The sequence below is a fragment of the Clostridium sp. CM028 genome, from assembly GCF_030585565.1.
Taxonomy (GTDB): Bacteria; Bacillota; Clostridia; order Clostridiales; family Clostridiaceae; genus Clostridium_AD; species Clostridium_AD estertheticum_B.
Window position 1 is genome coordinate 2533727 of sequence record NZ_CP077766.1, and the last position, 25714, is coordinate 2559440.

Annotated in this window: 25 protein-coding genes and 1 pseudogene; 23 read left to right on the top strand and 3 right to left on the bottom strand. The window is 31.6% G+C overall.

The window, feature by feature from the left end; all coding sequences use genetic code 11:
• Positions 1-6: 6 nt before the first annotated feature.
• The 14 genes and pseudogenes from KTC94_RS11870 to KTC94_RS11935 form a co-directional block, all read left to right on the top strand.
• Positions 7-232, top strand: a pseudogene (locus KTC94_RS11870) (aldo/keto reductase); the annotation flags it as partial.
• A gap of 848 nt (positions 233-1080) precedes the next feature.
• Positions 1081-2052, top strand: a complete 972-nt coding sequence (locus tag KTC94_RS11875) for a D-alanyl-D-alanine carboxypeptidase family protein (protein ID WP_216302058.1) — start codon at positions 1081-1083, stop codon at positions 2050-2052.
• Positions 2053-2132: 80 nt separating this feature from the next.
• Positions 2133-2366: a hypothetical protein gene (locus tag KTC94_RS11880; protein WP_216302057.1), complete on the top strand. Its 234-nt coding sequence runs from the start codon at positions 2133-2135 to the stop codon at positions 2364-2366.
• 142 nt (positions 2367-2508) lie between these two features.
• Entirely contained in the window at positions 2509-3333 is an 825-nt protein-coding gene (vanW, locus tag KTC94_RS11885; protein WP_220319873.1) for a glycopeptide resistance accessory protein VanW, read from the top strand.
• Between the two features lie 4 nt (positions 3334-3337).
• A complete protein-coding gene (gene vanG / locus KTC94_RS11890; RefSeq protein WP_220286261.1) occupies positions 3338-4387 on the top strand; it encodes a D-alanine--D-serine ligase VanG in 1050 nt (349 codons plus the stop codon).
• Entirely contained in the window at positions 4384-5595 is a 1212-nt protein-coding gene (gene vanT / locus KTC94_RS11895; protein WP_220319872.1) for a serine racemase VanT catalytic subunit, read from the top strand. Before vanG ends, vanT begins: the two co-directional genes overlap by 4 nt.
• Positions 5596-5942: 347 nt before the next feature.
• A complete protein-coding gene (locus tag KTC94_RS11900; protein WP_258876411.1) occupies positions 5943-6881 on the top strand; it encodes a polysaccharide deacetylase family protein in 939 nt (312 codons plus the stop codon).
• A gap of 163 nt (positions 6882-7044) precedes the next feature.
• Positions 7045-7569, top strand: coding sequence for a VanZ family protein (locus KTC94_RS11905; RefSeq protein ID WP_220286263.1), 525 nt, complete (start codon positions 7045-7047; stop codon positions 7567-7569).
• A 376-nt stretch (positions 7570-7945) separates the two neighbouring features.
• Positions 7946-8995, top strand: coding sequence for a LacI family DNA-binding transcriptional regulator (locus KTC94_RS11910; RefSeq protein WP_220319871.1), 1050 nt, complete (start codon positions 7946-7948; stop codon positions 8993-8995).
• Position 8996: 1 nt separating this feature from the next.
• Complete coding sequence (deoC, locus tag KTC94_RS11915) at positions 8997-9647, top strand: deoxyribose-phosphate aldolase (protein ID WP_220319870.1); 651 nt, start codon at positions 8997-8999, stop codon at positions 9645-9647.
• A gap of 68 nt (positions 9648-9715) precedes the next feature.
• Entirely contained in the window at positions 9716-11041 is a 1326-nt protein-coding gene (locus KTC94_RS11920) for a pyrimidine-nucleoside phosphorylase (protein ID WP_216302050.1), read from the top strand.
• 337 nt (positions 11042-11378) lie between these two features.
• Complete coding sequence (locus KTC94_RS11925; RefSeq protein WP_216303795.1) at positions 11379-12068, top strand: response regulator transcription factor; 690 nt, start codon at positions 11379-11381, stop codon at positions 12066-12068.
• Entirely contained in the window at positions 12061-13509 is a 1449-nt protein-coding gene (locus tag KTC94_RS11930; RefSeq protein WP_220286265.1) for a HAMP domain-containing sensor histidine kinase, read from the top strand. The genes KTC94_RS11925 and KTC94_RS11930 overlap by 8 nt, the downstream gene beginning before the upstream one ends.
• A gap of 215 nt (positions 13510-13724) precedes the next feature.
• Positions 13725-15089, top strand: coding sequence for an MATE family efflux transporter (locus KTC94_RS11935; RefSeq protein ID WP_220319869.1), 1365 nt, complete (start codon positions 13725-13727; stop codon positions 15087-15089).
• A 126-nt stretch (positions 15090-15215) separates the two neighbouring features.
• Here KTC94_RS11935 and KTC94_RS11940 read toward each other — a convergent pair whose 3' ends face one another.
• Complete coding sequence (locus KTC94_RS11940; protein ID WP_165412371.1) at positions 15216-15512, bottom strand: zinc ribbon domain-containing protein; 297 nt, start codon at positions 15510-15512, stop codon at positions 15216-15218.
• Between the two features lie 251 nt (positions 15513-15763).
• On the opposite strand from KTC94_RS11940, the gene KTC94_RS11945 reads away from it, so the two are divergent.
• The 5 genes from KTC94_RS11945 to KTC94_RS11965 all read left to right on the top strand — a co-directional run bounded on the left by KTC94_RS11945 (position 15764) and on the right by KTC94_RS11965 (position 18705).
• Positions 15764-16144, top strand: a complete 381-nt coding sequence (locus KTC94_RS11945; protein ID WP_216303766.1) for a hypothetical protein — start codon at positions 15764-15766, stop codon at positions 16142-16144.
• Between the two features lie 155 nt (positions 16145-16299).
• Complete coding sequence (locus KTC94_RS11950; protein ID WP_216303767.1) at positions 16300-16815, top strand: peptidylprolyl isomerase; 516 nt, start codon at positions 16300-16302, stop codon at positions 16813-16815.
• A 31-nt stretch (positions 16816-16846) separates the two neighbouring features.
• A complete protein-coding gene (locus KTC94_RS11955; RefSeq protein ID WP_216303768.1) occupies positions 16847-17224 on the top strand; it encodes a DUF3783 domain-containing protein in 378 nt (125 codons plus the stop codon).
• A gap of 88 nt (positions 17225-17312) precedes the next feature.
• The gene (locus KTC94_RS11960; RefSeq protein WP_216303769.1) at positions 17313-17978 is read left to right on the top strand and encodes a helix-turn-helix domain-containing protein; all 666 of its coding nucleotides are present in this window, start codon (positions 17313-17315) and stop codon (positions 17976-17978) included.
• Positions 17979-18015: 37 nt separating this feature from the next.
• Complete coding sequence (locus KTC94_RS11965) at positions 18016-18705, top strand: phosphatase PAP2 family protein (protein ID WP_216303770.1); 690 nt, start codon at positions 18016-18018, stop codon at positions 18703-18705.
• Positions 18706-18858: 153 nt separating this feature from the next.
• Here KTC94_RS11965 and KTC94_RS11970 read toward each other — a convergent pair whose 3' ends face one another.
• Together KTC94_RS11970 and KTC94_RS11975 are read right to left on the bottom strand one after the other, a co-directional pair.
• Complete coding sequence (locus tag KTC94_RS11970) at positions 18859-19797, bottom strand: radical SAM protein (protein WP_220286268.1); 939 nt, start codon at positions 19795-19797, stop codon at positions 18859-18861.
• Positions 19798-19867: 70 nt separating this feature from the next.
• On the bottom strand, positions 19868-20920 hold the full coding sequence (locus KTC94_RS11975) for a transporter (protein ID WP_220319894.1): 1053 nt from the start codon (positions 20918-20920) through the stop codon (positions 19868-19870).
• Between the two features lie 267 nt (positions 20921-21187).
• Here KTC94_RS11975 and KTC94_RS11980 point away from each other — a divergent pair, with 267 nt between their 5' ends.
• The 4 genes from KTC94_RS11980 (at position 21188) to KTC94_RS11995 (ending at position 25666) form a co-directional block, all read left to right on the top strand.
• Positions 21188-22264 (top strand): hypothetical protein, encoded by a 1077-nt coding sequence (locus KTC94_RS11980; protein ID WP_216303771.1) that lies wholly within the window; start codon positions 21188-21190, stop codon positions 22262-22264.
• A 115-nt stretch (positions 22265-22379) separates the two neighbouring features.
• Positions 22380-23318: a TIGR01212 family radical SAM protein gene (locus tag KTC94_RS11985; protein WP_258876410.1), complete on the top strand. Its 939-nt coding sequence runs from the start codon at positions 22380-22382 to the stop codon at positions 23316-23318.
• Positions 23319-23595: 277 nt separating this feature from the next.
• Positions 23596-24705: an ABC transporter ATP-binding protein gene (locus KTC94_RS11990; RefSeq protein WP_216303773.1), complete on the top strand. Its 1110-nt coding sequence runs from the start codon at positions 23596-23598 to the stop codon at positions 24703-24705.
• Between the two features lie 13 nt (positions 24706-24718).
• Positions 24719-25666 (top strand): CdaR family transcriptional regulator, encoded by a 948-nt coding sequence (locus KTC94_RS11995; RefSeq protein WP_216303774.1) that lies wholly within the window; start codon positions 24719-24721, stop codon positions 25664-25666.
• Positions 25667-25714 lie beyond the last annotated feature (48 nt).

Here is a 25714-nt window from a genome sequence, read left to right on the forward strand (position 1 = left end):
TAAGGTGATAAATTCCCAGAGCTAAACAATAAACGAAATTGCAGCTACTAGAGGTGTATCAAATACAGCAATTGCAATTACTTGGATTCTAAGGCATCCTGCTAAAATCCAGCCATTAGTGGGTACAACAAACCAAAAGCGTTTAAAGGATATTTGTAAGGCCTCGCAGGTTAAACTAACAAGGATTGAGTGGTATGAGATATATAGGGCGGCGGGTAATAAGCTTCCATAAATAGCTGATATAAGAGTAATAAAGTGAATTACCTAAGGATGGTATAGGTTAATTCACATCTGTAGCTATTAATATAAAAGCATCTTAGGCTACAGGTATTTAATGAATATAACAAGTTGAAAAATATCTTCTTTATACAATTGCAGTAAGTTTATCAATTGAAATAATACAGTTAGTTTTTAGTTTAGGTTCTTGGATATTGATGATATTATATTAAATGTTTTAGGATCAATTTTAGGATTTTGGGTATATAAAATGGTAAAAAAATTTAGAAGTTACCGCAAAATTCTTAATAAAGTCAATTTATGACTTCAGAATAAATATCCAAATAAAAAGGCTACATTCCCTTTAAGATAATTTAAAGGAATGTAGCCTTTTTATTTTTTTTATGGAGCGGTTGTTTATAATATGAGAATTGGGACCAAAGCTTTGTAATAATATTTCTTAATAAATTGTAATCTTAAGAAATCTTAAGAATTAATTACAATTTTCTTAAACTCCTTTTGGTAATATTAGAAATAAGATAGTGAAGAAGGTAATGTACAAGCTTTGAAGAGTAAATATGTTTTGAACATGATAATAAACTAGGTGCAGAGATATGGAAAGGTAACATCCAGGTGAGATATATATTTTGAGGGTAAGGCGAGATATGTAAATACCATAAAATAAACAGGTTATTAAAATAGCAATCCTTTAAATGGTTAAAAGGATGAGTTTTAAAAATATTAAATTAAGGAGTTTATAATTTTACTCCTGTAAAACGTGATGAATAAATAATACATAAGAGAAGAAAAGTGCAATCTTCTGTGATTAAACAAAACCAGCACAAAATAAGGAGATGTTTTATTATGCTTAAAAAACCTAAGAAGAAAACAAAAGTAATTTTTTTGTCATTATTATTGATGGTTGTCATTGTCCTTCTCGTATATAAATCTATTACTATCGTTGGAGGCCGATCTTTACATGATAAGAGTGGCGATAATAAAACCACGCTGAGGCCCTCGGTAATGGTAGCATCTGACCCATCTAGTTCTATATCTTCAAATAATCTGAATAGTCCTCATGCGATTCTGGTCTGCTTAAATGATCACACTATCATGATGCAGAAAAAGAGTGAAGAAAAAATTAATCCTGCGTCCTTGACCAAAATAATTACCGCAATTGTTGCAATAGAAAATTTGTCAAATTTGCAGGAAAAAATAGAACTCCCTAATTCTATGTTTAAAAAGCTGTACAATGCAGATGCTTCAATGGCCGGCTTCTTACCGAATGAGCAAGTCAGTGCAATTGACCTGCTATACGGGGCGCTGCTACCAAGTGGTGGGGAGTGTTCTATTGGGCTTGCCGACAAAATTGCTGGTTCAGAGCAGAACTTTGTAAAGATGATGAACCAAAAGGCGGCAGAGCTCGGTATGAATAACACCCATTTTGACAATGTGACTGGACTTGACAATAAAAATCACTATACAACGGTTAAGGATATGACTATAATTCTTAGCTATGCACTTAAAAATGATACATTCCGTAAGATTTTCACTTCTTCCAGCTATTCAACCCAATCCACGAATAAGCACCCTGATGGGATAACATTTAACAGTACAATGTTTGAAAAACTTAACGGTTCAAATATTGGTGGCGGAAAAATTTTAGGAGGAAAAACTGGGTATACCGATAAGGCTGGTCTATGCCTCGCAAGTCTCGCTAAAGTAGGCGGGAAAGAATATATTTTGATTACAGTCGGTGCTAAGGGAAATCACAAATCTGAGCAGTACAATATTACCGATGCATTAACAGTGTACAACAACTTAGGAAAAAAATAAGCTTCCCATAAAAACTTATTAACAACACTACTCGTATAATGATTACCTAATTTATAATATGATAAATGCAGGATACTGTATTGTTGTATTTAAATATAATTACTGTAAATTCAACTGTAGGTATGGACCCTTCAAGTAATACAAAGGTAAGCTCAATAGCTACTATAGAGGAACCAAACTCAATGAAATATTATGCGAGACAGACAGCAGTACCAGCAGCACGTAGGCTATTTTCAGATTTGTTTTCAATAATGAATATATCTCCATATGATGCAAATGATAAAATTAACAAAAATGCTACAAAAAAAAATTAAAACTATTGTTTAATTATATTGCTTAATAAGTTGTAATCTTAAGAAATCTTAAGATTTAATTACAATTTTCTTAAACTAATTCTTGTAATATTAGAGAGTAAGGAAAAGATATTACAAATAAATAGATGGAAGGATAGATTATATGACACGAAAGAGAATTACACAGATATTCCCATTTTTATTGCCACTTAGAAAAATGCAAAGAAAAAATTTCTTCTACATACATATGTATTTTGATAAAAACAGCTATGCGAAAACGAAAGAAGATAATGAATTACTCTACAAGGTATTCGAAGCAGGGTCTTTGTTGATAAACGACAACAGTGGATTTGATTTACAATATCAAATTAATAAAGTATATAACCTAAAACTTGCTGCCAAAACAGTTAACAATATTTTAATACAACCTGGAGAAACCTTTTCCTTTTGGCAACTTGTCAAATCAGCCGACCGTTATGAAAATTATAAAGATGGATTAGTCTTACAGGATGGAAAAATAGTAGGGGAGTATGGTGGTGGACTTTGTCAATTAAGTAATTTAGTTTTTTGGTTGCTGATCCACACCCCACTTACAATTGTAGAGCGACATACCCACGATATTAAAATATTTTCATCAGAAGCAAGTGATATTCCCGAAGCTACGGATGCTACTGTCAGCGAGGGATGGTTGGATTTAAAGGTTAAAAATGAGACAAATTCCATATTCCAAATAAAGATTACATTCGATGACAGCTATATGCAAGGTTGTATTTTGACAAATAAAGAGCTAGATTTCACGTGCGAAATATTTGATCGAGATATATCCTATTATAGAAAAGGGTGCAATGTATTTCAGCATGTATCTATTTATCAAAGAAAGTCAGATGAAAAATTACAACAGTTTTACGATAGTCTTCTTTATAACAATATATGTGAAATAGGATATCAGTTGCATGATGATATAGAAATTATAGAAAAAGGAGAATAATACAATGAAAAAGAAAACAATTGCAATCATATTTGGGGGATGTTCTAGCGAATATGAGGTTTCCTTACAATCTGCTTATTCTGTTATTATAAGCCTTAACCTGGAATATTACGATGTAATCCTAATCGGTATTACGCGGTGGGGAGTTTGGATGAGATATGATGGTTCACCGGAGCAAATTCGTGACAATACATGGATGGATATTGGGGCCTGTGTTCCGGCTATTATTTCACCTGATCGGCATATTCATGGGATGCTTGAGTTTTATGATGATAAGATAATTGCGACCAGAATTGATGTGGTTTTTCCCGTCCTTCATGGAAAAAACGGTGAGGACGGAACAGTACAAGGTTTATTGACGATGGCTGGTATCCCTTTTGTAGGATGCGACACGTTGAGCTCGGCAATGTGCATGGACAAAGACATTGCCCATAAAATCGTTCATTTGGCTGGAGTAAAAACGCCCCCATCAATTTTGCTTAGATCTAAGATTTCCGATGCAGAACTGATGGAGCGGATTGTTCCCTTAAAATTTCCAATGTTTGTTAAACCCGTAAGTGGAGGGTCCTCTCTTGGCATCACAAAGGTTTCGCAAGAGAGCGAACTTCAAGGTGCGATCGCTGTCGCCTTTCAGTATGACAATAAGATCCTCATAGAGGAAGCAATCAATGGATTCGAAGTTGGTTGCGCTGTCCTTGGCAATGATTCACTTACTATTGGAGAGGTGGATGAGATAGAACTGTCGAATGGGTTTAATGATTATATCGAAAAATACACCCCGAAAACCTCCCAAATTCATATGCCTGCCCGCATTGACGCAGATATGGCTGTGCGGATCAAGCGGACATCTGTCATAATTTATCAGGCGCTGCGATGTTCCGGATTTGCACGGGTAGACCTATTTTTAACACCGGATAGAGATATCATTTTTAATGAAGTCAATACCATTCCCGGGTTTACTTCTCATAGCCGCTATCCCAATATGCTTAAAGGAATTGGTATGACTTTTGATAAAATTGTAGATTCCCTAATAATGCTGGAGATGAGACGATGAGGACACTAACATTAGACCCTAAAGATACTGCGAACCTTAGCAGTATGATTTTAAAAAAAACGAAAAGAATGGAATTTAATTCAAAACAAACACATATGGACAGAGCGTGGATTGAAATCAATTTAACCAACTTAAAACATAATGTGAAAGCCTTAAGTGAGGTTCTTTCAGATGGATGCGAATTGATGGCTGTTGTGAAAGCCAATGCCTATGGGCACGGCGATGTGGAGGTAGCAGCCAATCTAAACCAATTGGGCGTTAAATCTTTCGCTGTTGCCACAATAGACGAGGCTATCCATTTGCGGATGCACGGAATTGAAGGCAATATACTGATTTTAGGTTATACCTCACCGAAGAGGTCTAGAGAAATGCTTTGTTACAATTTGATGCAGACGATAACCGATTATGACCACGCAAAACAGCTTAATGTGTTCGGAAAACTTATACAGGTTCACATCAAAATTGATACTGGTATGCATCGTTTGGGTGAACGCTGCAACAACACGATGGAGATTGATAAAATCCTGGGATGCGAGAATTTGAAGGTTTGTGGAATTTTCACTCATCTATGCGTCGCAGATAGCACAAAAGCAGATGATACTGAATTTACCATAAATCAATTTCATAGTTTTTATGCACTGTTGCATCGGCTTGAGAAACTTGGGCATACATTACCTAAAATTCACATTCAAAGCAGTTATGGAGTCTTGAACTATCCAGAACTCCAATGCGATTATGTCAGAATCGGAGATGCACTATACGGTGCATTAAGTTCGCCCGATAATAAAACAAGAATGCAGATAAATTTGCAACCTGTTCTGGCTTTAAAAGCGAGAATTGTACTCGTAAAAACAATTTATACAGGAGAAAGTGTCAGCTATGGCCGTCAATTTATTGCACAAAGGGAGACCCGCGTTGCCATTCTTCCTATAGGTTTTGCAGATGGCCTGCCGAGAAGCCTTTCCTGTGGAGTGGGTTATGTCTTGATTCACGGCTGCTTTGCACCAACAATTGGCCGGATTTGTATGGATCAACTCATGGTTGATGTCACCGATATTCCTGATGCTCGTAAAAATGAAATTGCTACATTGATTGGTTGTGATGGCCCAGAGAAAATTACAGCACAACAATTAGCTAAAAATGCTGGGACAATTGCCAGTGAACTGCTAAGTCGTTTAGGAGGTCGGTTGAAAAGGGTAATTTTATGAATCTGCAAAAATTTACAAGTAATTACAATTGAAATTAATATAATTATTTAAAAAAAAGGAATAGTATATACCTGTACGTTATAAACAAAGCAAGGATCAAAATGGCTAAGCAGTTTCAGTACACTTAGAAAATAATAATGTATGCATAACATTTATTGATCATGAAAATAATTTTACTTCTGAACCAGAATTTGAACCTATGAAATAATAGGGAAATGCTGAGAATAAGCCCGAGCCGTTATTGATATTCTGTACGGGAATGGGAAGCTTTGGGCGGCCATTTTAATTGTCCCTGTGAGAACTAAAGCGATAAAATTCATAACTAGATTATATGAGGAGAAAAAATAATGCAAATAACACAAATGATAAGAAGAAATAGGCGAAAAAACAAAGGCCTTGTAACAATAAAGAATATTTTAATATTATCCTTAATTATTGGAAGTTTTTCTGGGGGTTATAAGGTATATAATCATTTTTATAATAAAGATGGACAAGCTAGTAGGGTAGAAATAGTTAAGGATGTTGAAGAAACTAAACCTAAAAATGAAGGTAGTACAACGGATAGAGGTCTTATCAAGGGGTCAAATGTGAACGAAAAAGGGGATAAGTATACCTATGATATTTCAAAATTAAAGGGTTTAATGAGTAGTAAGAAAGATGGTAAAAAAATGGTTTTTCTTACTTTTGATGATGGGCCATCTGTCACGGTGACTTCTAAAATATTGGATGTATTAAATGAAGAAGAAGTGAAAGCAACTTTCTTTTTAATTGGGAAAAGCGTAGAAGCTGATGAAAAAAGTAAGCAGATAGTAAAAAGAGCTTTTGAAGATGGTCATGCCTTAGGAAATCATACATATAGCCACGATTTAAAAAAGATATATCCTGGGAATAAGATTGATATAGGAACCTACATGAATGAAGTTAATGAAACCAATGAGGTAATAAGAGGAATTATTGGACAAGATTTTCATACAAGAGTTCTGAGAATGCCAGGTGGATATATGTCTAGAAAACACTATAATGACCCTAATTTGGATGAGTTTAGTACTAGATTAAAGGAAAACAATATGTATGAGATTGATTGGAATGCCTATGATTTTGATTCAGAGGGGAAAAAGAAAACTGCAGATGAAATATTCGAGTTAACAAAAGCATCTATAGGAACTACTGAAAAGGTAGTCCTTTTGATGCATGATACATATGGTAAGGAAGAAACGGCTAAAGCATTACCTAGAATCATAAGGTATTTAAAAGAAAAAGGATATGAATTTAGAACATTGAGATAGGGCTAAAATTCATTTAGTAGCTAAAAAAAAGCTAAGAATAATTATTAATCTTCCGTAGCTTTTTCAATATCTAATAGTCCGCTTATTTTAGTGTACAGAACATCATATCGATTAGCTTCCATGCACCATTAAATAAATCAATAGAGGAATAAATGGAGGTATTATGAATAAACGAGAGAGAATTAAAACAGTCTTTTTATATGGTGTTTTCATTTGTTACATACTTTTATTAAGTAAAATATTGTTGTTATCAAGAATTTCGCATTTGGAGCATAGGTCAATCAATCTCATTCCTTTTTATAGTATAATGCAATATATATCTGGCAGTTCTGCGAATATAAAAGCATTTGCTTTTGGTAATGTGGGTGGCAATATAGTTATTTTTATTCCACTTGGTACATATTTGTCATTATTCAAAAATGATAAAAGAGTAATAACCAATTTGTTGTTTATATTTATAGTGAGTTTGTTTGTTGAAATCATTCAGGGGCTTTTAGGCATTGGAGCATCAGACATTGATGATATATTTCTAAATTGTTTGGGTGGATTGATTGGTATTTTAGGGTATAAGTTTTTATTGTGTATATTACGAGATGAGAAAAAAGTACATACTGCAATCACAATACTATCTGCCATCGGATTACCTTGTATATTATATTATTTATTCATGGTGAGAATGAGATTCTGAATTTCTTTATTGCCTATTCCTTTCTATCATATTAGTTAATGCTGGCATGCCTGTTATATTTTTACATGCAGCATCCAAAAGGTGGATTAAGGACTATTTCATAAAGTATACTTTTTGAAATAGTCCTTAGGCGTTTGTTTTGTGTACCAAAAGTACATCTTATTTATTTCTGACATATTTCAAATGGTGACTACATGTTTTGAAAGACAAACATAGAGTTATAAAATTCATAAAAATGTCGAATAAATCCTATTGAAATTTACATAACCTTGCAGTATACTAAATGTGAAAGCGGTAACATATTTCAGAAAATTGAGTCTTAAGGGTATTTATTTAGAATTTTACAATCGTTTTCCTGAAAGTGAGGATGGCTAAAATGACAGTGACAATAAGTGATATTGCGCAAAAGTCTAAAGTATCACATGCAACAGTGTCAAGAGTGTTAAACAATTCAGGTTATGTAAAAGATGAAACAAGAAAAAAAGTTCAAAAGGTAATAAAAGATCTAAATTATACACCTAGTGCTATAGCTAGAAGCCTATCCAAAAGTAAAACTAATACTATTGGAGTTATAGTTCCTGATATAAACAATTTGTTTTTTGGGGAGATTATTAAAGGTGTAACTGAAATTGCGGATGAACATAATCTAAATATAATTCTTTGTGATACTGATGAGAATAAAGATAAGGAACTAAAAGCTATTAATGTTCTTAAGCAGCAAAGGATTCAAGGACTCCTTATAACTCCAACGTTCTACAAAGATTCAGGTAATAGTGAAAACTTAAATGCTCTTAAAAGCTTAGAAATTCCAATAATTTTAATTGATGGGCATGTTGAGTATCTTGATTTTAGTGGAGTTTTTATAGATCATATAAAAGGGGCTTATGCTGGAACAACTACTTTAATAGAAGCAGGTCACACAAAAATTGCTATAATTACAGGAAATATGAATTCTAGACCTGCAAAAGAACGATTGCTAGGATATGAAAAAGCATTAGAAGCTAATAATATTCCTGTAGCAAAGGAATATATTTTTTATGGTGACTACAAATATGAAACTGCTTATGAAATCACAAAGCAAATATTGAAAATGGATAATAGACCTACTGCTATTTTTGTAAGTAGTAATACCATGATTTTGGGATGCATAAAAGCTTTTTATGAAGAAAAAATAGATGTACCGCGTGATATGGCGATTATTGGGTTTGATAAGCTTGATATGTTAAATATAATAGGGATGAACATTAGTTTTATTAATGGGCCATCTATTGAACTTGGCAGAATTGGTATGAGAATGTTATTAGAATATTTAAATAGTAACAAGCCTACCGAAATTAAAAGAGTAACTATTTTGCCAGAGATTCTCTTAAAAGGATCAGAAAAGTATATAGGAAATAATTTTATAAAAAATAAAGGAGAAGATTAATATGAAAATAGAACAATATATAGACCATACACTATTAAAACAAGAAGCCTGCGAGGACCAAATTATAAAAGTTTGTTCTGAAGCTAAAGAATACGGATTTGCTTCAGTATGTGCTAATGCATATTACGCATCACTTGTAAGAAGAGAATTAGAAGGAAGTAACGTAAAAACTTGTATCGTTGTTGGTTTTCCACTGGGAGCTACAACAAAAGAAGTTAAAGCATTTGAAGCAAAACAAGCAATTGAAAATGGTGCGCAGGAAATAGATATGGTAGTTAATGTTGGTGCTATAAAATCAAACAAGTTTGATGTAGTAAAAGATGAAATTAAAGCAGTAGTTGGTGCTTGTAAAGGATACGCACTAGTAAAGGTAATAATAGAAACTTGTCTTTTAACAGATGCACAAAAAGTTAGGGTATGTCAAATAGCTAAAGAAGCTGGAGCGGACTTCGTAAAAACTTCAACAGGATTTTCAACAGGTGGAGCAACAATTCATGATGTAAAATTAATGAGAGAGACTGTAGGACCAGAAATGGGAGTTAAAGCGTCTGGAGCAGTAAGGACAGCTGAAGATGCAAAAGCTGTTATTGAAGCAGGCGCTAGTAGAGTAGGAGCTAGTAGTTCTATAGCAATAGTCCAGGGATTTAAATAGTCAAATTATAATTATTAAATTTGAAGACATATAAATATATTTAAAATGAATAATTAGGGGTGATTAGTATGAGAATGAATGATTTAATAATAAAAAAAAGAAATGGCAACGAACTTACTACAGAAGAAATTAATTTTTTTGTTGGCGGATATACAGATGGAACTATCCCGGATTATCAAGTTTCAGCATTGCTTATGGCTATATACTTTCAAAAAATGAATAAGAGAGAAACTAAAGATTTAACAATGGCAATGGTGAATAGTGGTGAAACTATTGATTTATCGTCTATTGAAGGTGTAAAGGTTGATAAGCATAGTACTGGTGGTGTAGGTGATACAACTACTTTAATTCTTGGGCCTATTGTTGCAGCAGCAGGCGTGCCAGTTGCTAAGATGTCAGGAAGAGGACTCGGACATACTGGTGGAACTATTGACAAGCTAGAATCTTTTGAAGGCTTCTCAGTTGCCATGTCAATTGAAAAGTTTATGCAAAATGTAAACAAAGCCAAAATTGCTATAGGTGGTCAAACTGCTGATTTAGCACCAGCAGACAAGAAAATATATGCACTTCGTGATGTTACCGGGACTGTTGATAATATGTCTTTAATTGCAGGAAGTATAATGAGTAAAAAAATAGCTTCTGGAGCAGATGCCATAGTACTCGATGTAAAAACAGGTAGTGGTGCATTTATGAAAAATGAGGATGATGCCTTTGAACTTGCAAGAGAGATGGTTGATATAGGAACTAATGTAGGTAGAAATACTATTGGTGTAATAACTGATATGGACCAACCATTAGGTTACGCAGTTGGTAATGCTTTAGAAGTAAAAGAAGCTATAGATACATTAAAAGGTGAAGGTCCAGAAGATCTTACAGAACTTTGTTTAACCTTAGGAGCACATATGCTTGTATTAGGAGGAAAAGCAACGGACGCGCAGCAGGCGAGAAAAGTGCTTGTGGATATTATAAAATCAGGAAAAGGTATCCAGAAATTAAGAGAACTTGTAGTATCACAAGGTGGAAATCCAGCTTACGTAGACGATCCATCTATATTCCCAGTGCCAGCTATTATAGAGCCCATTATATCAATCCATGAAGGCTATGTGAAAGGAATAAAAGCTGACGACATAGGAAAGGCTGCTTTAGTTTTAGGGGCTGGGCGTGAAACTAAAGAAAGCAAAATAGATTTATCAGTGGGAATTGTTCTTCATAAGAAAATCGGAGATTTTGTAAACAAGGGTGAGGCTATTGCAACTGTTTATGCAAGTAGTGTTGAAAAACAAAAATTATCTGTAAAAATGGTATTAGATGCGTATGAAATAGTACAAGAAAAAATAATAGCTAAGTCATTAATCAAAGGTATTGTTACGAAAGACGGTACGACAAGATTTTAACGACATTTCAGAAGGAAAGTCTCCCACATATATAAGTGGGAGTTACATACCCTAACAAATAGAAAACTTCAGTGGGAGTCTAAATCTCCTTCTGAAGTCGTTAATATTGCAGCTCCGCAGGAGATGATTTAATAAAGTAAAGAATAGAGGGGGAATACCCTCTATTCTTTTTTCATTAGAAATTATATGATTTACATTATTTTAGCAGGCTGAGAAAGGTATATATTATGGAAAATGCATTTGAGCAAGCACCAGTAATATATACTTTTTTCTTTTTTTATTTGAGTTAAAGTGCAGTTTAGAGGTACAATGTATATAAGCTGGGGGGAGATATATGATGAATATTCTAATTGTAGAAGATGAACAGGATATTAGAGAATTGCTAGAGATTCATTTATCAAAAGAAGGATATCAAATATTCACAGCAGAAGATGGTATGCAAGCTTTAAATATATTTGAAAATAAAGATATAGATATTGCACTACTTGATGTTATGATTCCGAAAATTGATGGATTTAAGGTTTTAAAAAAGATTAGGGAAACTAGCGAAATACCGGTGATTTTTATTACTGCAAGAGAAGAAGAGTCGGATAAAATCCTTGGTCTTGGACTAGGGGCTGATGATTATGTATTAAAACCTTTTAGTCCCATTGAAATAATTGCACGAGTTAAGGCTCAGCTACGACGGTATTATAAATATTCTAATAAAACTTATAAAACTGGAATAATAATTGGAGAGTTGATGCTAGACAAGGAAAGTTGTATTATTTATAAAAACAATATAGAGATAGTTTTAAATCCAAAGGAATATAGGCTACTTGGGTTTATTTTAGAGAATCCAGGAAAGGTATACACCAAAAAACAGTTATATGAAATAGTTTGGGGTAATACATATTATGGAGATTCTAATACTATTATGGTGCATATAAGCCATATTAGAGAAAAAATTGAAGACGACCCTAAAAATCCTAAATATTTAAAAACAATAAGAGGTATAGGATATAAAATGGAGAAGAACCATGATTAATAGAAATAAATTAAAAAAGATAGCAACATATTTTAAAAGTAAGAAGATGGAAACTCAATTGTTTAAAAATTACATTTTATTTTTGGTTATTATAATTGCAATATTTATGCTAGCCATGGGTGCTTTATTTTTTTACATTTCTATTGATTATGTTGATCCATCAACGGATAAGGCTACAGCACAGTATATGATAAAACAAAATTATAAGGATATTAATGTAACGAATTTTATAAAACATAAGGGATATGTTGAAGTGCTTGATAAAAACCTAGTTATTGTGATGGAAAATGGAAGTAACCATAAAGCAGGATTTAAGTACTCACTAGATTATTATAATGATATGATTACTAATAATTTAAAAGATGGTTATTTTTATTCTAGTAAATATGGAGAAAATAAAGACTTTATTTTAATAACTGCTATGCCTGACAGTATTTTTGACGCATATACCTGGGGGCTTGAACATAAAGATCAAATAGAAGAAGCCGCTAAACCTAAAAACACAAGACATATTTTTTTAAATATATTTCCCTTTATAATATTTATATTTTTAATATCTACAATGGTACTTTATTCTAAACTCACATCAAGGATTTTTGTTAAACCATTAAAAAAACTATTACAAGGGGTTAATACTATAAAAAATGGAGAATATTCAGCGAGAGTTGAAATTAATTCTTTGAATGAAATAGGTCAACTAAAAGATGCATTTAATCTAATGGCTGAAAAAATACAGCAAGAAAAGCTACTAAAGAAAAAAGCGGAACATAACAGGAAGAGGATGATTCTTGATATATCTCATGATTTAAAAAATCCATTAACAAGTATATTGGGGTATTCAGAATTCTTATTAGAAAATGAGGATATCTCGTCAGAAGATAAAAATAAGTTATTAAAAGTTATTAATAATAATAGTAGACGAGCAAATGACTTAATTCAAGATCTTTTTGAATTTTCTCGTGTTGAAAGTACGGAATATAAATTAGATATAGGAAATCATGATGTAGGCGAGTTTTTAAGAGAACTTATTGCCGGGTATGTACCAATGATGGAGCAAAAAGGTGTTCAATATGAATTTGATATTACCGAAGATGAAGTTGAAATACCGTTTGATAGAAAAAATTTAGATAGAGCTATAAGTAACATTATACTAAATAGTATTAAATACAATGGTCCAGGGATTACTATTAGTATCAAGCTGTTAATAGATGATGGCACGGCTGTAATTATTATTGAAGATGATGGAGTAGGAATATCTAAGGAATTTGAAGGAGATATTTTTGAGCCTTTTGTTAGGGTAGACTCTACAAGAAACTCTAAAAATGGTGGTACAGGACTTGGACTTGCAATATCAAAGGCAATAATTGAAAAGCATGGAGGAAGTATATATTTAGGGCGCGATATAGATAAAGGTTGCAAATTTATAATTAAATTAAATTAAAGGGGTACGGAGATAATGCATCGACGACTTCAGAAGGAGATTTATACTCCTTCTGAAGTTTTTTATTTGTTATAGTCCGTAACTCCATCTTATAGAAGAGGAGGACTTTTATTCTAAAATATCGTTAAACTAATTTGTAATATTATATACTTTTTTGTATTAATGATAGCTTTTGTGATAAGATTATATAATTATACATACGAGGAGGAGATTTTTTGGATAGCTCAAAACAATTAGGAGAGGAAAATATAGGTAAATTACTTATGAAGTTTTCAATTCCTGCCATTATAGGGATGCTAGTTAATGGTTTATATAATGTTGTAGATAGAATATTTATAGGAAGAGGAATAGGAAAACTTGCACTATCAGGAGTTACAGTTACATTTCCTATTGCTATTATGATTATGGCGTTTGCAATGCTTGTGGGAATTGGAAGTGCCGCACTTATATCTATTAAACTTGGACAACAAAAAAAAGAAGAGGCAGAACATATCTTAGGAAATGCCTTTACTCTTCTTATTATACTTTCAATTGTAGTAACTATTTTAGGGCTTATATTTTTAGAACCCCTGTTACTTAAAATTGGAGCGAGTAAAGATATATTGCCATATGCTAAGGAATACATAACAATAATACTTATAGGCGGAATATTTCAAAGTGTAGGATTTGGACTGAATAATATAATAAGGTCTGAGGGTAACCCGCGAGCAGCTATGGTTACAATGTTGATTGGGGGAGTATTAAATACAATTTTAGATCCAATTTTCATTTTTGTTTTTCATATGGGAACTAGAGGTGCAGCTATTGCAACTATTCTTTCTCAGGCTGTAAGTATGATATGGGTATTATCCTATTTCTTTGGTGGGAATAGTGTGCTAAAAATACGCTATAAAAATTTAAAATTAGATGCTAAGGTTGTAAAAAGCATTTTTGCTATAGGTATGTCGCCATTTTCAATGCAACTTGCTGCAAGTATAGTGTCTATTATTTCTAATAGAAGTTTAGTTAAATATGGTGGGGACATGGCACTCGGAGCCATGGGAGTTATTATGAGTGTGGTGATGATGGTGTTAATGCCTACTTTTGGAATTAACCAAGGGTGTCAACCAATTATCGGATACAATTATGGATCAAAAAACTATGGACGAGTAAAACATGCCCTAAGATTAGCAATAATCGCAGCTACAACTATTACTACAACTGGATTTATAATTATACAGGTATTTCCAAAACAAATTATAAGTTTGTTTAATAAGGATCCAGAACTAATAGTAATAGGTAGCCATGGCATTAGAATATACCTGTTTATGCTCCCTATAATAGGATTTCAAATAGTTAGTTCGAACTACTTCCAAGCTATAGGTAAAGCTAAAATATCCATATTTTTAGGATTAAGCAGACAAGTAATACTCCTCATACCATTACTATTTATTCTGCCAAGGTTCTTTGGATTAGATGGTGTATGGTTATCGGGACCTAGTTCAGATGCATTAGCTTCAATTATAACAGCCGTGTTTATTTTTGTAGAGATAAGACATTTAAATAAACTACATGCTGAAGGCATGGATGTAATTACATAACAGGGTACGTTAAAATAAATAACAAATATTTTCATGCGCAAAACAAAGTATATATTACGTATAATGCATTGAAATTAGTAGTTCATAGCGAAATGAATGCATTAATAGTAATATATACTTTTTTATTTATTTTTTATTATCAATTTTATTGAGCTTTTTTTCTAGATTTTTTATTCGGGCTTCTATTTTTTTTAATGTCTTACAATAATCTAAAAGGGAGTCATCAATGTGATTATTAGTTTTAAAAATTGCGTACAGTTCTTTTCCTATATCTTTGTAGAGATCTTCCATACTGTTCTCTTCAGAATGGATTTTATATTTAAGTTTTGATATTTCAATAAAATATTCAGACTTGTTTGATATAATATCTAAACTATTGCTTATTGAATCTTTAATTTTGTCCAAATTGGGTGCGGAAGGCATAATATTCCTCCTTTTTATGGGGCAGTCTGAATTTAATGCATAGACTTAATAATATATTATTTAATATAATGTGTATTTGTGACTAAAAAACATGAAGATGTTACATATTTTATTTTGAATTAAGTATAGCAATATCATGACTATGAGAATAGACTAAACTATACAAAGAACAACAGAAATAAGGTGATAAAATCAGAGTATTTCAATTAAAAAATAATAATGAACACCATATAGGTCAGGATATATTTAATATGGAAATTGAAGAATCAAAAAAAATTAATTGTATAATTATCAATAATCCAGTTCAAAGTGATTGTTTATGTATTATAAATCATCTAGTATGTAAATCCGAAGAAAATAAAAATATCGCACATTTAATCATTGCAAATGAGGATAAACAGTTAGAAAATATAACTAACTTTGGTAGTTTAAACATTGGATATGAATACAATATAGCGGAGGCTTACGGAAACTTAGAAATAGATACAGTAAATATTGAAAAAAATCGAGAGGTAGACATGCTAGATGAACATTTTCTAATAATACTTCCTGGAGGTAACATTCATATAAAATTAGAGAACCCTCAAGAAAAAATGATTTTGCAAATAAGTGTCGGTCATCAAGTTATTTAACTTTTTACAAGGCGCATCATCTAAAAAAATAACTAGGGAAGTTACTAGTTATTTTTTTAGATTACTAAATATACGGCTTATATATATAAATTAGTAAATAACATAAAATGTGATATAATTTATAATGAATACATAATAGAAGGAGAGATAAATATATGAATCCAATAGTAACAATTAATATGGAAAATGGAAAAGTAATAAAGGCTGAATTGTTCCCAGAAGTTGCACCTAACACGGTAAATAATTTTATAAGTCTTATAAACAAGGGATTTTATAACGGACTTACTTTTCATAGGGTAATTCCAGGATTTATGATTCAAGGTGGCTGCCCTGAGGGAACAGGTGTTGGTGGACCAGATTATTCAATAAAAGGTGAGTTTTCTTCTAATAAATTTAAAAATGATTTAAAGCATTCAGTTGGTGTTCTATCAATGGCTAGATCTAATGATTCAGATTCAGCAGGAAGCCAGTTTTTTGTTATGGTAGCTAATTCTTATCATTTAGATGGAAGTTATGCAGCTTTTGGAAAAGTAACTGAGGGTATGGAGCATGCTTTAGAAATAGCTAAGGTAGAAAGAGATTTTAGAGATATGCCACGTAAGGTGCAAAGGATAAAAAGCATGAGCGTTGATACTTTAGGAATTGAGTACGATCAGCCAGAAAAAATGTAATAAGAATATTAAATTGTAGGGGGTATATATTGTGGAGCTTATTAATGAAAAACTTATCCTTGCATATGGACTAAACGAGGATGAAGAAGAAAAACTTAATAGTTTACTATCAAAACAAAATATGTTACCTTGCAAAGTAATTGAGAAAAATATGGGCAATGTAACAATTAAAGAAGTATTAGAGAATATAGAAAGTGAAAAAAATAAAATCGAACTACCCCACGAAAAATTACTTCTATTTAATAGTTATAAAGATAAGGAACTGTATGATTTAATTGATAGTATAAGGCAAATTAAAAGCAGTAATACTATACTAGCCGCTGTAACACCAACATCTATAAACTGGACGGTTAATTATCTTATGCAACATCTAATTGAAGAAAGAGAAGCCTATAGAAAAATGGAATAAGGCATGTGGCACAAAATATAAATCTTCTGCAAGATAGCAGGAGATTTATATTTTACGGAAAATTATTCAACTGGAAAGGTGGAGAATTATGAGCAGAGTAGGAGATAGAATTAAAGAGGTAAGAGAATCAAAAGCGATAAGTCAAAAACAATTAGGTAAAAAAATCGGAGTTTCTGAAAATTTTATTAATGAAGTTGAAATGGGAAAAAAGATTATAAATGAGAAATTTTTAGAAAAAATCTCTAAAATCTTAGGGGAAGAAATTGAAGATACATCTGTATCATTTCAAGCCGCTGAGTATGTAGAAGAAAGAAAACCAAAGCTCGAAAGACCTAGCGTGGGAAAAGTAAACGAGGTATGGAATGATGCGTTTAGCTCAGTGTTAAAAGATGTTTCTATTTATAAATATGATTTAGCTAAAGCAATAGGTGTAAAACAAATGCCAATAATATCAAATAAAGTAGAAGGATATGCTCAAGATAAAGTATTGTTTTTAGAAATAGAGAATGACGATATGCTTGGGTTTAGAATTTGTAGTGGGGACATTGCTTTTGCTCATTTGACACATGAAATAGAAAATAATGCTATTTCGCTAGTGGATTACAATGGAGAAAGAGTGTTAAGACAAATAAAAAAATTAGATAGTAATAAAATATTGTTAATAAGCAATAGAGTTTCATTAAGAACAGATACAGTTAAACATAATGACATTAAGATAATTGCAAGGTTAGATAGAGTAGAGTTTAAGGTATAAAATATAGCTTTTATTAAGGAGGGAAGGAGGAGATAAAATGGAACAACTACAAAAGAAGGTAGCGCTACAAGAATGGAAGGATATTATTAAAAGAGGCCTACTGGGACTAAGTATACCATTAATAAGTATGACATATCCAATGTTAAATCAATATAGAGGAGATACTAACGACCTATTTACTTTTGTAGATAAGCTCATCCCCTTTAATAAATTTTTTATATTACCTTATATATCTTGGTATATATTTATAGCAATTTTTGCGACTATCCTATGTATAGTAGATAAAGGAAGGTATCTAAAGCTACTTATAACTTTAAATATAGGTATGATTACATGTTATATAATATATTATTTTTATCCAACCTGTGTTCCAAGGCCCATGATAACAGGAACGGATTTCTTCAGTAATTTGGTTTTAAGCTTATACATGGCTGATAATCCTTATAACTGTTTCCCAAGCATTCATGTTTTAAATTCAGTGTTAGTAGCTTTATATATTTATGAATCGGAAAAGGTTTGTAAATCTATTAAAATGATCTGTGTTACTGCAGCTGTTTTTATAATTCTATCTACTATGTTTATAAAGCAACATTATTTTGTAGATGTGCTTGCAGGCATAATATTCGCTTGTGTATTGTATTTTTCTTTTAAGAATATAAAGTTTGATTTTAATGACATTTCAGAAGGAAAGTCTCCCACTTCTATAGGGGGGAGTCCTATACTGTAATAAAGAAAGAACTTCAGTGGGAGTATAAATCTCCTTCTGAAGTCATTAATCCAGCTCCGCAGGAGATGATTCATAAAGATCAAAGCGCAACCTATATGGAATGATTATATGCTAAAAGGTCCCCATGATTAAAATCATGGGGACCTTTTAGCATTATACTCCGCTTAAATCAAAGTCAGGTACGAAAGTCGAAGATGAGCTTTCGCTTTCTTGAATAAAGCACTTGGTGATGCCTAGGTTTAAGCAGTACTCAATTAGAGCATCATAATGATTAGGGTTTACTTTCTTGTTTATTTCAGGATAATTAATTGCGACTTGCATAGGGGTATATTGATTCATTAAGCTGATATATACTGAATCATTAAAGGTGTTATATATAAAATCTATTATTTTCTTAGAATCAAATAATAAGCCTGGTAGCATAAGGTGCCTAATGATTACTCCCTTTTGAATTATACCATCAGCATCAAATTTGACTTCTCCTACTTGCGAAACCATTTCAGTAATAGCGGCAGAAGCTACAATAAAATAATTAGGCGCTTTTGAATATTTAATAGCATATTTATTGCTACAATATTTTAAGTCTGGTAAATAAACATCAATAAACCCTCGAAGCATTTTAATGGTATCTATATTTTCATAGCCACTTGAATTATAGAGAATAGGAATATTAAGGCCTTTATTTTTAGCAAGTTTCAAGGCTTCTATTATTTGGGGTACATAGTGAGTAGGGGTAACTAAATTTATATTAAGGGCCCCTCTTTCCTGCTGCTCCAAAAAAATTTCACTAAGGCGATAGATAGATACCGTTTTCCCAGCATCTTCATGGCTTATCTTATTATTCTGACAAAATACACATTTCAGATTACAATTGGAAAAGAATACAGTTCCAGAGCCATTTACGCCAGAAATACAGGGCTCTTCCCAGTGATGCAGGGAAGCTTTAGCTATTTTTACATCCTTAGAAGCTCTACAAAAGCCTAATTCTCCACCTAATCTATTAACAAAACATTTCCTAGGACATAAATTGCATTTTTTTAACAATTTTAAAAAATATGAACTATCTAATTCTCTAGTGCCTTTATTAATCATCTTTATCTCCTTGTTTTATAATTTAAATCTTTAGAATATATAAGAACTGTACAGCGCAATATATATAATGTCAATTCTGATTTTTAGAAGTTTTTCTATAAAATAGAATACATTGAATTAAAAAAATAAAACTTATTGCACCGAAGCCAGGATAAAGGACTTTAATTAAAGTTTTAAAGCCAATTTGAGAAATAGGCAAAGATATAATAAGTATTAATATGACCGCTTTTTTATAAGAAATATTAAACTTTTTCTCAAGGGTCTTGCCTACGCTATATATATTAGAAACTTCAGTTGAAAACATTTCACAAAAAATTACACAAAGCAGAAGAATCTGCATTAGTGTGCCAAAACGGTTTGTAATATATAGAAGTGGAATTTCATATTTAAAAATTTGAGGAATGTTTAATAAAAGCATCACATTAACAAAATAGCATAATATGGTTAAAACTATAGCGCCTATTATAACTCCGGGAATAAGAATACGTTTATGCTTTATTTCTTGACTTATTGGGACTAGAACACCACTACAGGATAGCATGTTATAACTGGCATAGAGCACGGCTGAAAAAAACCATTGGACAGGGACAATTTGGGTTTTATAAGAGGGGATTTGTTTTATATAGGAAGCGCTTACTATATCTTTGTAGAATACTAAATACAATACAAATATAGTTACAATGATTGTAGTAAGAGCAGGTACTATAAAGGAATTTATTGTTATTAATCCTTTGGTATCTTTAAGTAAAGTATATAAAGAGATTACAGACATAAGTAAAATTCCTACCCATTTTGAAACACCAAAATATTGATGAAGAAGCGCACCACTTCCAGCTAATATTATGGAGGCTCCACTAATTAAGAAAAAACTTGTAAAAACATCGGTAATTACACCAAAAAAACCGGGGCTTATAAGGGTTATAAGCTCAGTATAGGAGCTTAATTTATGTTTTAGGCTAATAGAAATTATAATAGAACTTATTAAAATATAGATTAAACCACATATGAGGATTCCCCAGAAGCTCATATACCCATAAGTACTGAAAAATTGAGTTATTTCCTGACCGGAAGCAAGGCCTGCACCGACTATTGTTCCGATAAATACAGCTGAAATTTGAAACATTTGACCAATTGTTTTTTTCAAAAAATCTCCCCCACAAAATTATTAAATTAATAGTCATACTTAAATAAGATGCTTGTCTTTCTAAATATATGTGCATTGTTTAATAATAAATGATGATTTTAATAATAAATGATGATTTTATAAATTAAAAATTTATTTAGAGGGAAACTATAATTAGCATAATGAATTTGATTTTATAAATCCTAAGTATAAAAGTAATTATAATTTCCATAATTAAATTAAAATTGGATTAAAGGGAGTGAAAAATTGAAAAAAATTTTAAGTTGTTTATTAATAGCGTGTTGTATTTTGTCTTTTACATCATGTTCAAAAAAAGAGAATAAAGAAAAGCCAAAAGTTAATGCTTTTGAAATTAAAACTGCAACTAATGTAGTTGAGAGTTATATGAATTTTATAATGAAGGAAGATTATGAAAATGGTAAAAAACTATATAGTAAGGAATTATCTGAAAAAGTTTCTAATATGCCAATTAGTGATATGAAGATAAAAGGTTATAAAGTTACAGAAAGTAATGAAGTTGGTAGAAGTGGGGTTTTTAAGGTTAGAGTTACAAGAACATCGATGGATAGCTCTCAGTCATGCCTTGATGAATATTCTATCAGAATTATTAAAGATGGGGCTGAATATAAAATAAGCGAAATAACCAATACACCACAAAATGAAGCTTTTGTGGAGGACATGGGTATTAGATTTAGAGATAAAAAAAATGTAAAAACCAATTTAATTATTGATAAAGCGGGGTTTCCTAAATATGTATATTCGAAAGATGATGGAGCACGATTATATAAAGTAGTGGTGCCTACAAAAGAATTCAGCTCTATAAATTTTAGTTATGAAGGAGATAAACTTGCAGTTAGTACTTATAACAAAAACTCATTTATTGGTATTGTTAACATTGATCAATCTCTAGCAGTTCAGGGAAGTGCTACAAATCCAACTGAGGAGTCCCCGCAAGGTGGAGGATCGGGTGAAGTAGCTAAGGAAAAACCAATTGGAAAGGAATTAATTTCAATAGATTTATTGCTTGATTGTAAAGTAGAATTTATGACCTTCTCCTTAGATGAAAAATTTTTGCTTGTACAGTATAATAAGGAAAAAACGGGCAAATATATTAGGGTTTATAATGTAGATAATGGAGATATGATTCCTGTTAATTTTGAAAAAGACTATCCTGTAGAAAAAGTTCAAATTGTATTTTCTTCTTTTGGTGAGGATACTATGACTTATGAAGTAATGCCTAAACCAAATGTTAACAGTTCGGAAGCAGATATAATTGGTAAATGGAAACTTGATTTAAAGACTTTTACCGTAGATAAATTATAAATAATGCACTGTTCACAGACTATAAGGTATAATTGATATAGGGCTTGAATCTTCAAATAACTAACTAGTCTTGCGACTAGTTAGTTTATTTAAATGGTCTTTAAATAAAGAAAGGATGATATTAGTGCAGAAAATATGGAGTGACAAAAGATATCACAGTTTAAATTATTTTTTAAGGGACAAGTTCGGCAATAAGGTTTTTAAAATTGCTTTGGACGCTGGATTTTCTTGTCCAAATAGAGATGGGACTATTAGTAGTGGAGGGTGTTTGTTTTGTAGCGAAAGGGGCTCAGGAGATTTTGCTGGGAATAGGGATTTTTCTATTACAAAGCAATTTGAAGATATAAAGGTTATGATGAATAAAAAATGGAAAACAGGGAAATACATTGCTTATTTTCAGGCTTATACAAATACTTATGCAAATATCGATGTATTAAGAGGAAAATATGAGGAGGCAGTATCACAAGAAGGAGTAGTGGCTCTTGCTATAGCTACAAGGCCTGACTGTTTAGACGATGCGGTATTAGATCTTATAGAGGAATATTCTAATAGAGTATACACATGGGTAGAACTAGGGCTTCAAACTAGTAGTGATGAAAGCGCAAAAATTATTAATAGGGGATACAAATTATTGAGATTTGAGGAGGCTCTAAGTGAGCTTAATAAAAGAAACATTGATGTGGTGGTGCATACCATTTTTGGACTTCCTGGAGAAAGTAGGGAGGACATGCTAAAAACAATAGACTATGTGGCACATAAAAATATAAAAGGTATAAAAATGCATCTACTTCATCTTATGGAAGATACACCTATGGTTAGCCTTTACAAACAAGAAAAGCTGAAGTTTTTGCAGCAAGATGAGTATATAGATATAATTTGTACGTCAATTACTATGCTTCCACCTAATATGGTTATTCATAGATTAACAGGCGACGCACCAAGGGAGTTACTAATAGGCCCTATGTGGAGTTTGAAAAAATGGGAAGTTTTAAATGGAATAGATAACAGATTAAAGGAATTAGATTTATATCAAGGGAAAAATTTTAAGGATTAGGTTTTGACGACATTTCAGAAGGAAAGTCTCCCACTTTTATGAGTGGGAGTTACATACAATAACAAAGAGAAACTTCAGTGGGAGTATAAATCTCCTTCTGAAGTCGTCAATGTATCTTCTGTGAAGATGTTGCAGCACCGCAGGTGATAATTTAAAAAAGGGTCAGTTGTGTCTTTCTACAAATTAACTTTACAATTTTTGTGTGTTTTGCAAATAGATAAATAGCTTTTAAAGGTTTAATATATATATATAGAAACATATAGGGGGGGTATATATTATGTCAAATTTATCATTAAGACACATATACAAGGTTTATACAGGGAATGTAACAGCGGTTAAAGATTTTAATCTTGAAATAGAAGATAAAGAATTTATAGTTTTTGTAGGACCATCTGGTTGTGGTAAATCAACAACTTTGAGAATGATAGCAGGTCTTGAAGAAATATCACAAGGGGAAATATATATTGGAGATAAATTAGTAAATGATGTGGCACCCAAAGATAGAGATATAGCAATGGTTTTCCAAAACTATGCATTGTACCCTCATATGACTGTATATGATAACATGGCATTTGGATTAAAATTAAGAAAAATGCCAAAGGATCAAATAAAACAAAAGGTTACTGATGTAGCTAAAACCCTTGATATAGAACATTTGCTTGATAGAAAACCAAAGGCATTGTCAGGTGGACAAAGGCAAAGAGTAGCGCTTGGACGAGCTATAGTAAGAAGTCCAAAGGTATTCTTAATGGACGAGCCACTATCGAATTTAGATGCTAAACTTAGAGTTCAAATGAGAACAGAAATAGCAAAACTCCATCATAAACTTCAAACAACTTTTGTATACGTAACGCATGATCAAACAGAAGCTATGACTATGGGGACAAGAATAGTTGTAATGAAAGATGGATTAGTGCAACAAGTAGATACTCCTCATAACATATATGAACATCCAGTTAATATGTTTGTTGCTGGGTTTATAGGAAGTCCTCAAATGAACTTTATGGAAGCTAAGGTTTTAGAAAAAGATGGTGAAGTTGTGCTTTCTTTCGATAATGAAACTATAATATTACCGAAGGATAAGGCAGAAGCTGTAAAAGAAAAAGACTATATAGGCAAAATTGTTATAATGGGAATTAGACCAGAAGATATTGATGACGGTATTGACTTTATTGAAAAAAATAAAAATTCAGTTATAGAAGCCAAAGTTGACGTTACGGAGCTTATGGGTGCGGAGACTAATATTTATTTGTCAAAAGGAAATACAAGTATTGTAGCTAGAGTAAATGGATCGTCCAAAGCTATAGTTGGAGAAAAAATTAAGATTGCTTTAGATACTAATAAAATTCATATATTTGATAAAGAAACGGAGAACACGATAATATAGGGGGAAACGTACTATGTACAATTTTACTGAATTCCTGAAGGATTTAAGTCACTCTTCAAACATACCATTTGATATAGTTACCGAAGATGGGATTGCTTTATATATTAGTGACTTAAATATTGAAAATTCAAATATAACTAACTTTACTATTATGCTTGGACGAGTTAAAGGCATAATAAGTTTAGAGAAGAAGTATGAAAATTGTACATTCTTACTTAAATATGTTATTGAAAATAAATATACACAGCATTTTTTAACTAAAGAACAAGCAGTTATTGATATTTTAGAAAATAGAGAAATTTCTATTGATAATATTAATTACAATTTACCTTTTCTCAAAGATGGGTGTTATATCATATTAATAAGTTCAGATGGAAGTAATTATGAATCTCTCAACATAATAAAACAAATATATGATAAAGAACCAGTTGTAAGTTTAATATATAATGATAGTATTATTGTAATTGGTGACTTTGCTGAAATACAAGAACATACAGAAAGTATAAAGGAATCCATATCATCAGATTTGTATTGTAAATGTTATCTAAGTTATGGAGATAGAGCTTATGATATAAACGAGTTTAAAAAAGCTTATAATGATGCTGTTCAATGTATGCAGCTAGGGAAAAAATTTGATATAAAAGATCATATATTTAGTTATAATAAAATGTTGTTTGAGAAAATCGTCTATAACATAGACATAAAAATTAAGCAGGAACTTTTATATATGTTAAAAGACAAATTCGATGCTTTCGATGGTGAAATGATATCAACTATTGAGCAATTTGTAAATTGTGGTCTTAATATTAGTGATGCTGCTAGGAAACTATATGTTCATAGGAATACCCTGATCTATAGATTGGATAAGATTAAGAAAGAAACAAATTTTGATATTAGGAACTTTAAAGATGCATCTGTATTTCTTATAGCCTTTTTAATATGGAAAGAAAATAAGGAATAGGGCATGGGGAATTTTTTTCTTAGAGTATGCTATAACGAAAAGTATATA

Excerpts from the sequence above, each read along its gene's own strand:
- KTC94_RS11875 (WP_216302058.1), top strand. The coding sequence starts at position 1,081 with ATGCTTAAAAAACCTAAGAAGAAAACAAAAGTAATTTTTTTGTCATTA.
- vanW (WP_220319873.1), top strand. The coding sequence starts at position 2,509 with ATGACACGAAAGAGAATTACACAGATATTCCCATTTTTATTGCCACTT.
- vanG (WP_220286261.1), top strand. The coding sequence starts at position 3,338 with ATGAAAAAGAAAACAATTGCAATCATATTTGGGGGATGTTCTAGCGAA.
- vanT (WP_220319872.1), top strand. The coding sequence starts at position 4,384 with ATGAGGACACTAACATTAGACCCTAAAGATACTGCGAACCTTAGCAGT.
- KTC94_RS11900 (WP_258876411.1), top strand. The coding sequence starts at position 5,943 with ATGCAAATAACACAAATGATAAGAAGAAATAGGCGAAAAAACAAAGGC.
- KTC94_RS11905 (WP_220286263.1), top strand. The coding sequence starts at position 7,045 with ATGAATAAACGAGAGAGAATTAAAACAGTCTTTTTATATGGTGTTTTC.
- KTC94_RS11910 (WP_220319871.1), top strand. The coding sequence starts at position 7,946 with ATGACAGTGACAATAAGTGATATTGCGCAAAAGTCTAAAGTATCACAT.
- deoC (WP_220319870.1), top strand. The coding sequence starts at position 8,997 with ATGAAAATAGAACAATATATAGACCATACACTATTAAAACAAGAAGCC.
- KTC94_RS11920 (WP_216302050.1), top strand. The coding sequence starts at position 9,716 with ATGAGAATGAATGATTTAATAATAAAAAAAAGAAATGGCAACGAACTT.
- KTC94_RS11925 (WP_216303795.1), top strand. The coding sequence starts at position 11,379 with ATGAATATTCTAATTGTAGAAGATGAACAGGATATTAGAGAATTGCTA.
- KTC94_RS11930 (WP_220286265.1), top strand. The coding sequence starts at position 12,061 with ATGATTAATAGAAATAAATTAAAAAAGATAGCAACATATTTTAAAAGT.
- KTC94_RS11940 (WP_165412371.1), bottom strand. The coding sequence starts at position 15,512 with ATGCCTTCCGCACCCAATTTGGACAAAATTAAAGATTCAATAAGCAAT.
- KTC94_RS11945 (WP_216303766.1), top strand. The coding sequence starts at position 15,764 with ATGGAAATTGAAGAATCAAAAAAAATTAATTGTATAATTATCAATAAT.
- KTC94_RS11950 (WP_216303767.1), top strand. The coding sequence starts at position 16,300 with ATGAATCCAATAGTAACAATTAATATGGAAAATGGAAAAGTAATAAAG.
- KTC94_RS11960 (WP_216303769.1), top strand. The coding sequence starts at position 17,313 with ATGAGCAGAGTAGGAGATAGAATTAAAGAGGTAAGAGAATCAAAAGCG.
- KTC94_RS11965 (WP_216303770.1), top strand. The coding sequence starts at position 18,016 with ATGGAACAACTACAAAAGAAGGTAGCGCTACAAGAATGGAAGGATATT.
- KTC94_RS11970 (WP_220286268.1), bottom strand. The coding sequence starts at position 19,797 with ATGATTAATAAAGGCACTAGAGAATTAGATAGTTCATATTTTTTAAAA.
- KTC94_RS11975 (WP_220319894.1), bottom strand. The coding sequence starts at position 20,920 with ATGTTTCAAATTTCAGCTGTATTTATCGGAACAATAGTCGGTGCAGGC.
- KTC94_RS11985 (WP_258876410.1), top strand. The coding sequence starts at position 22,380 with ATGATATTAGTGCAGAAAATATGGAGTGACAAAAGATATCACAGTTTA.
- KTC94_RS11990 (WP_216303773.1), top strand. The coding sequence starts at position 23,596 with ATGTCAAATTTATCATTAAGACACATATACAAGGTTTATACAGGGAAT.
- KTC94_RS11995 (WP_216303774.1), top strand. The coding sequence starts at position 24,719 with ATGTACAATTTTACTGAATTCCTGAAGGATTTAAGTCACTCTTCAAAC.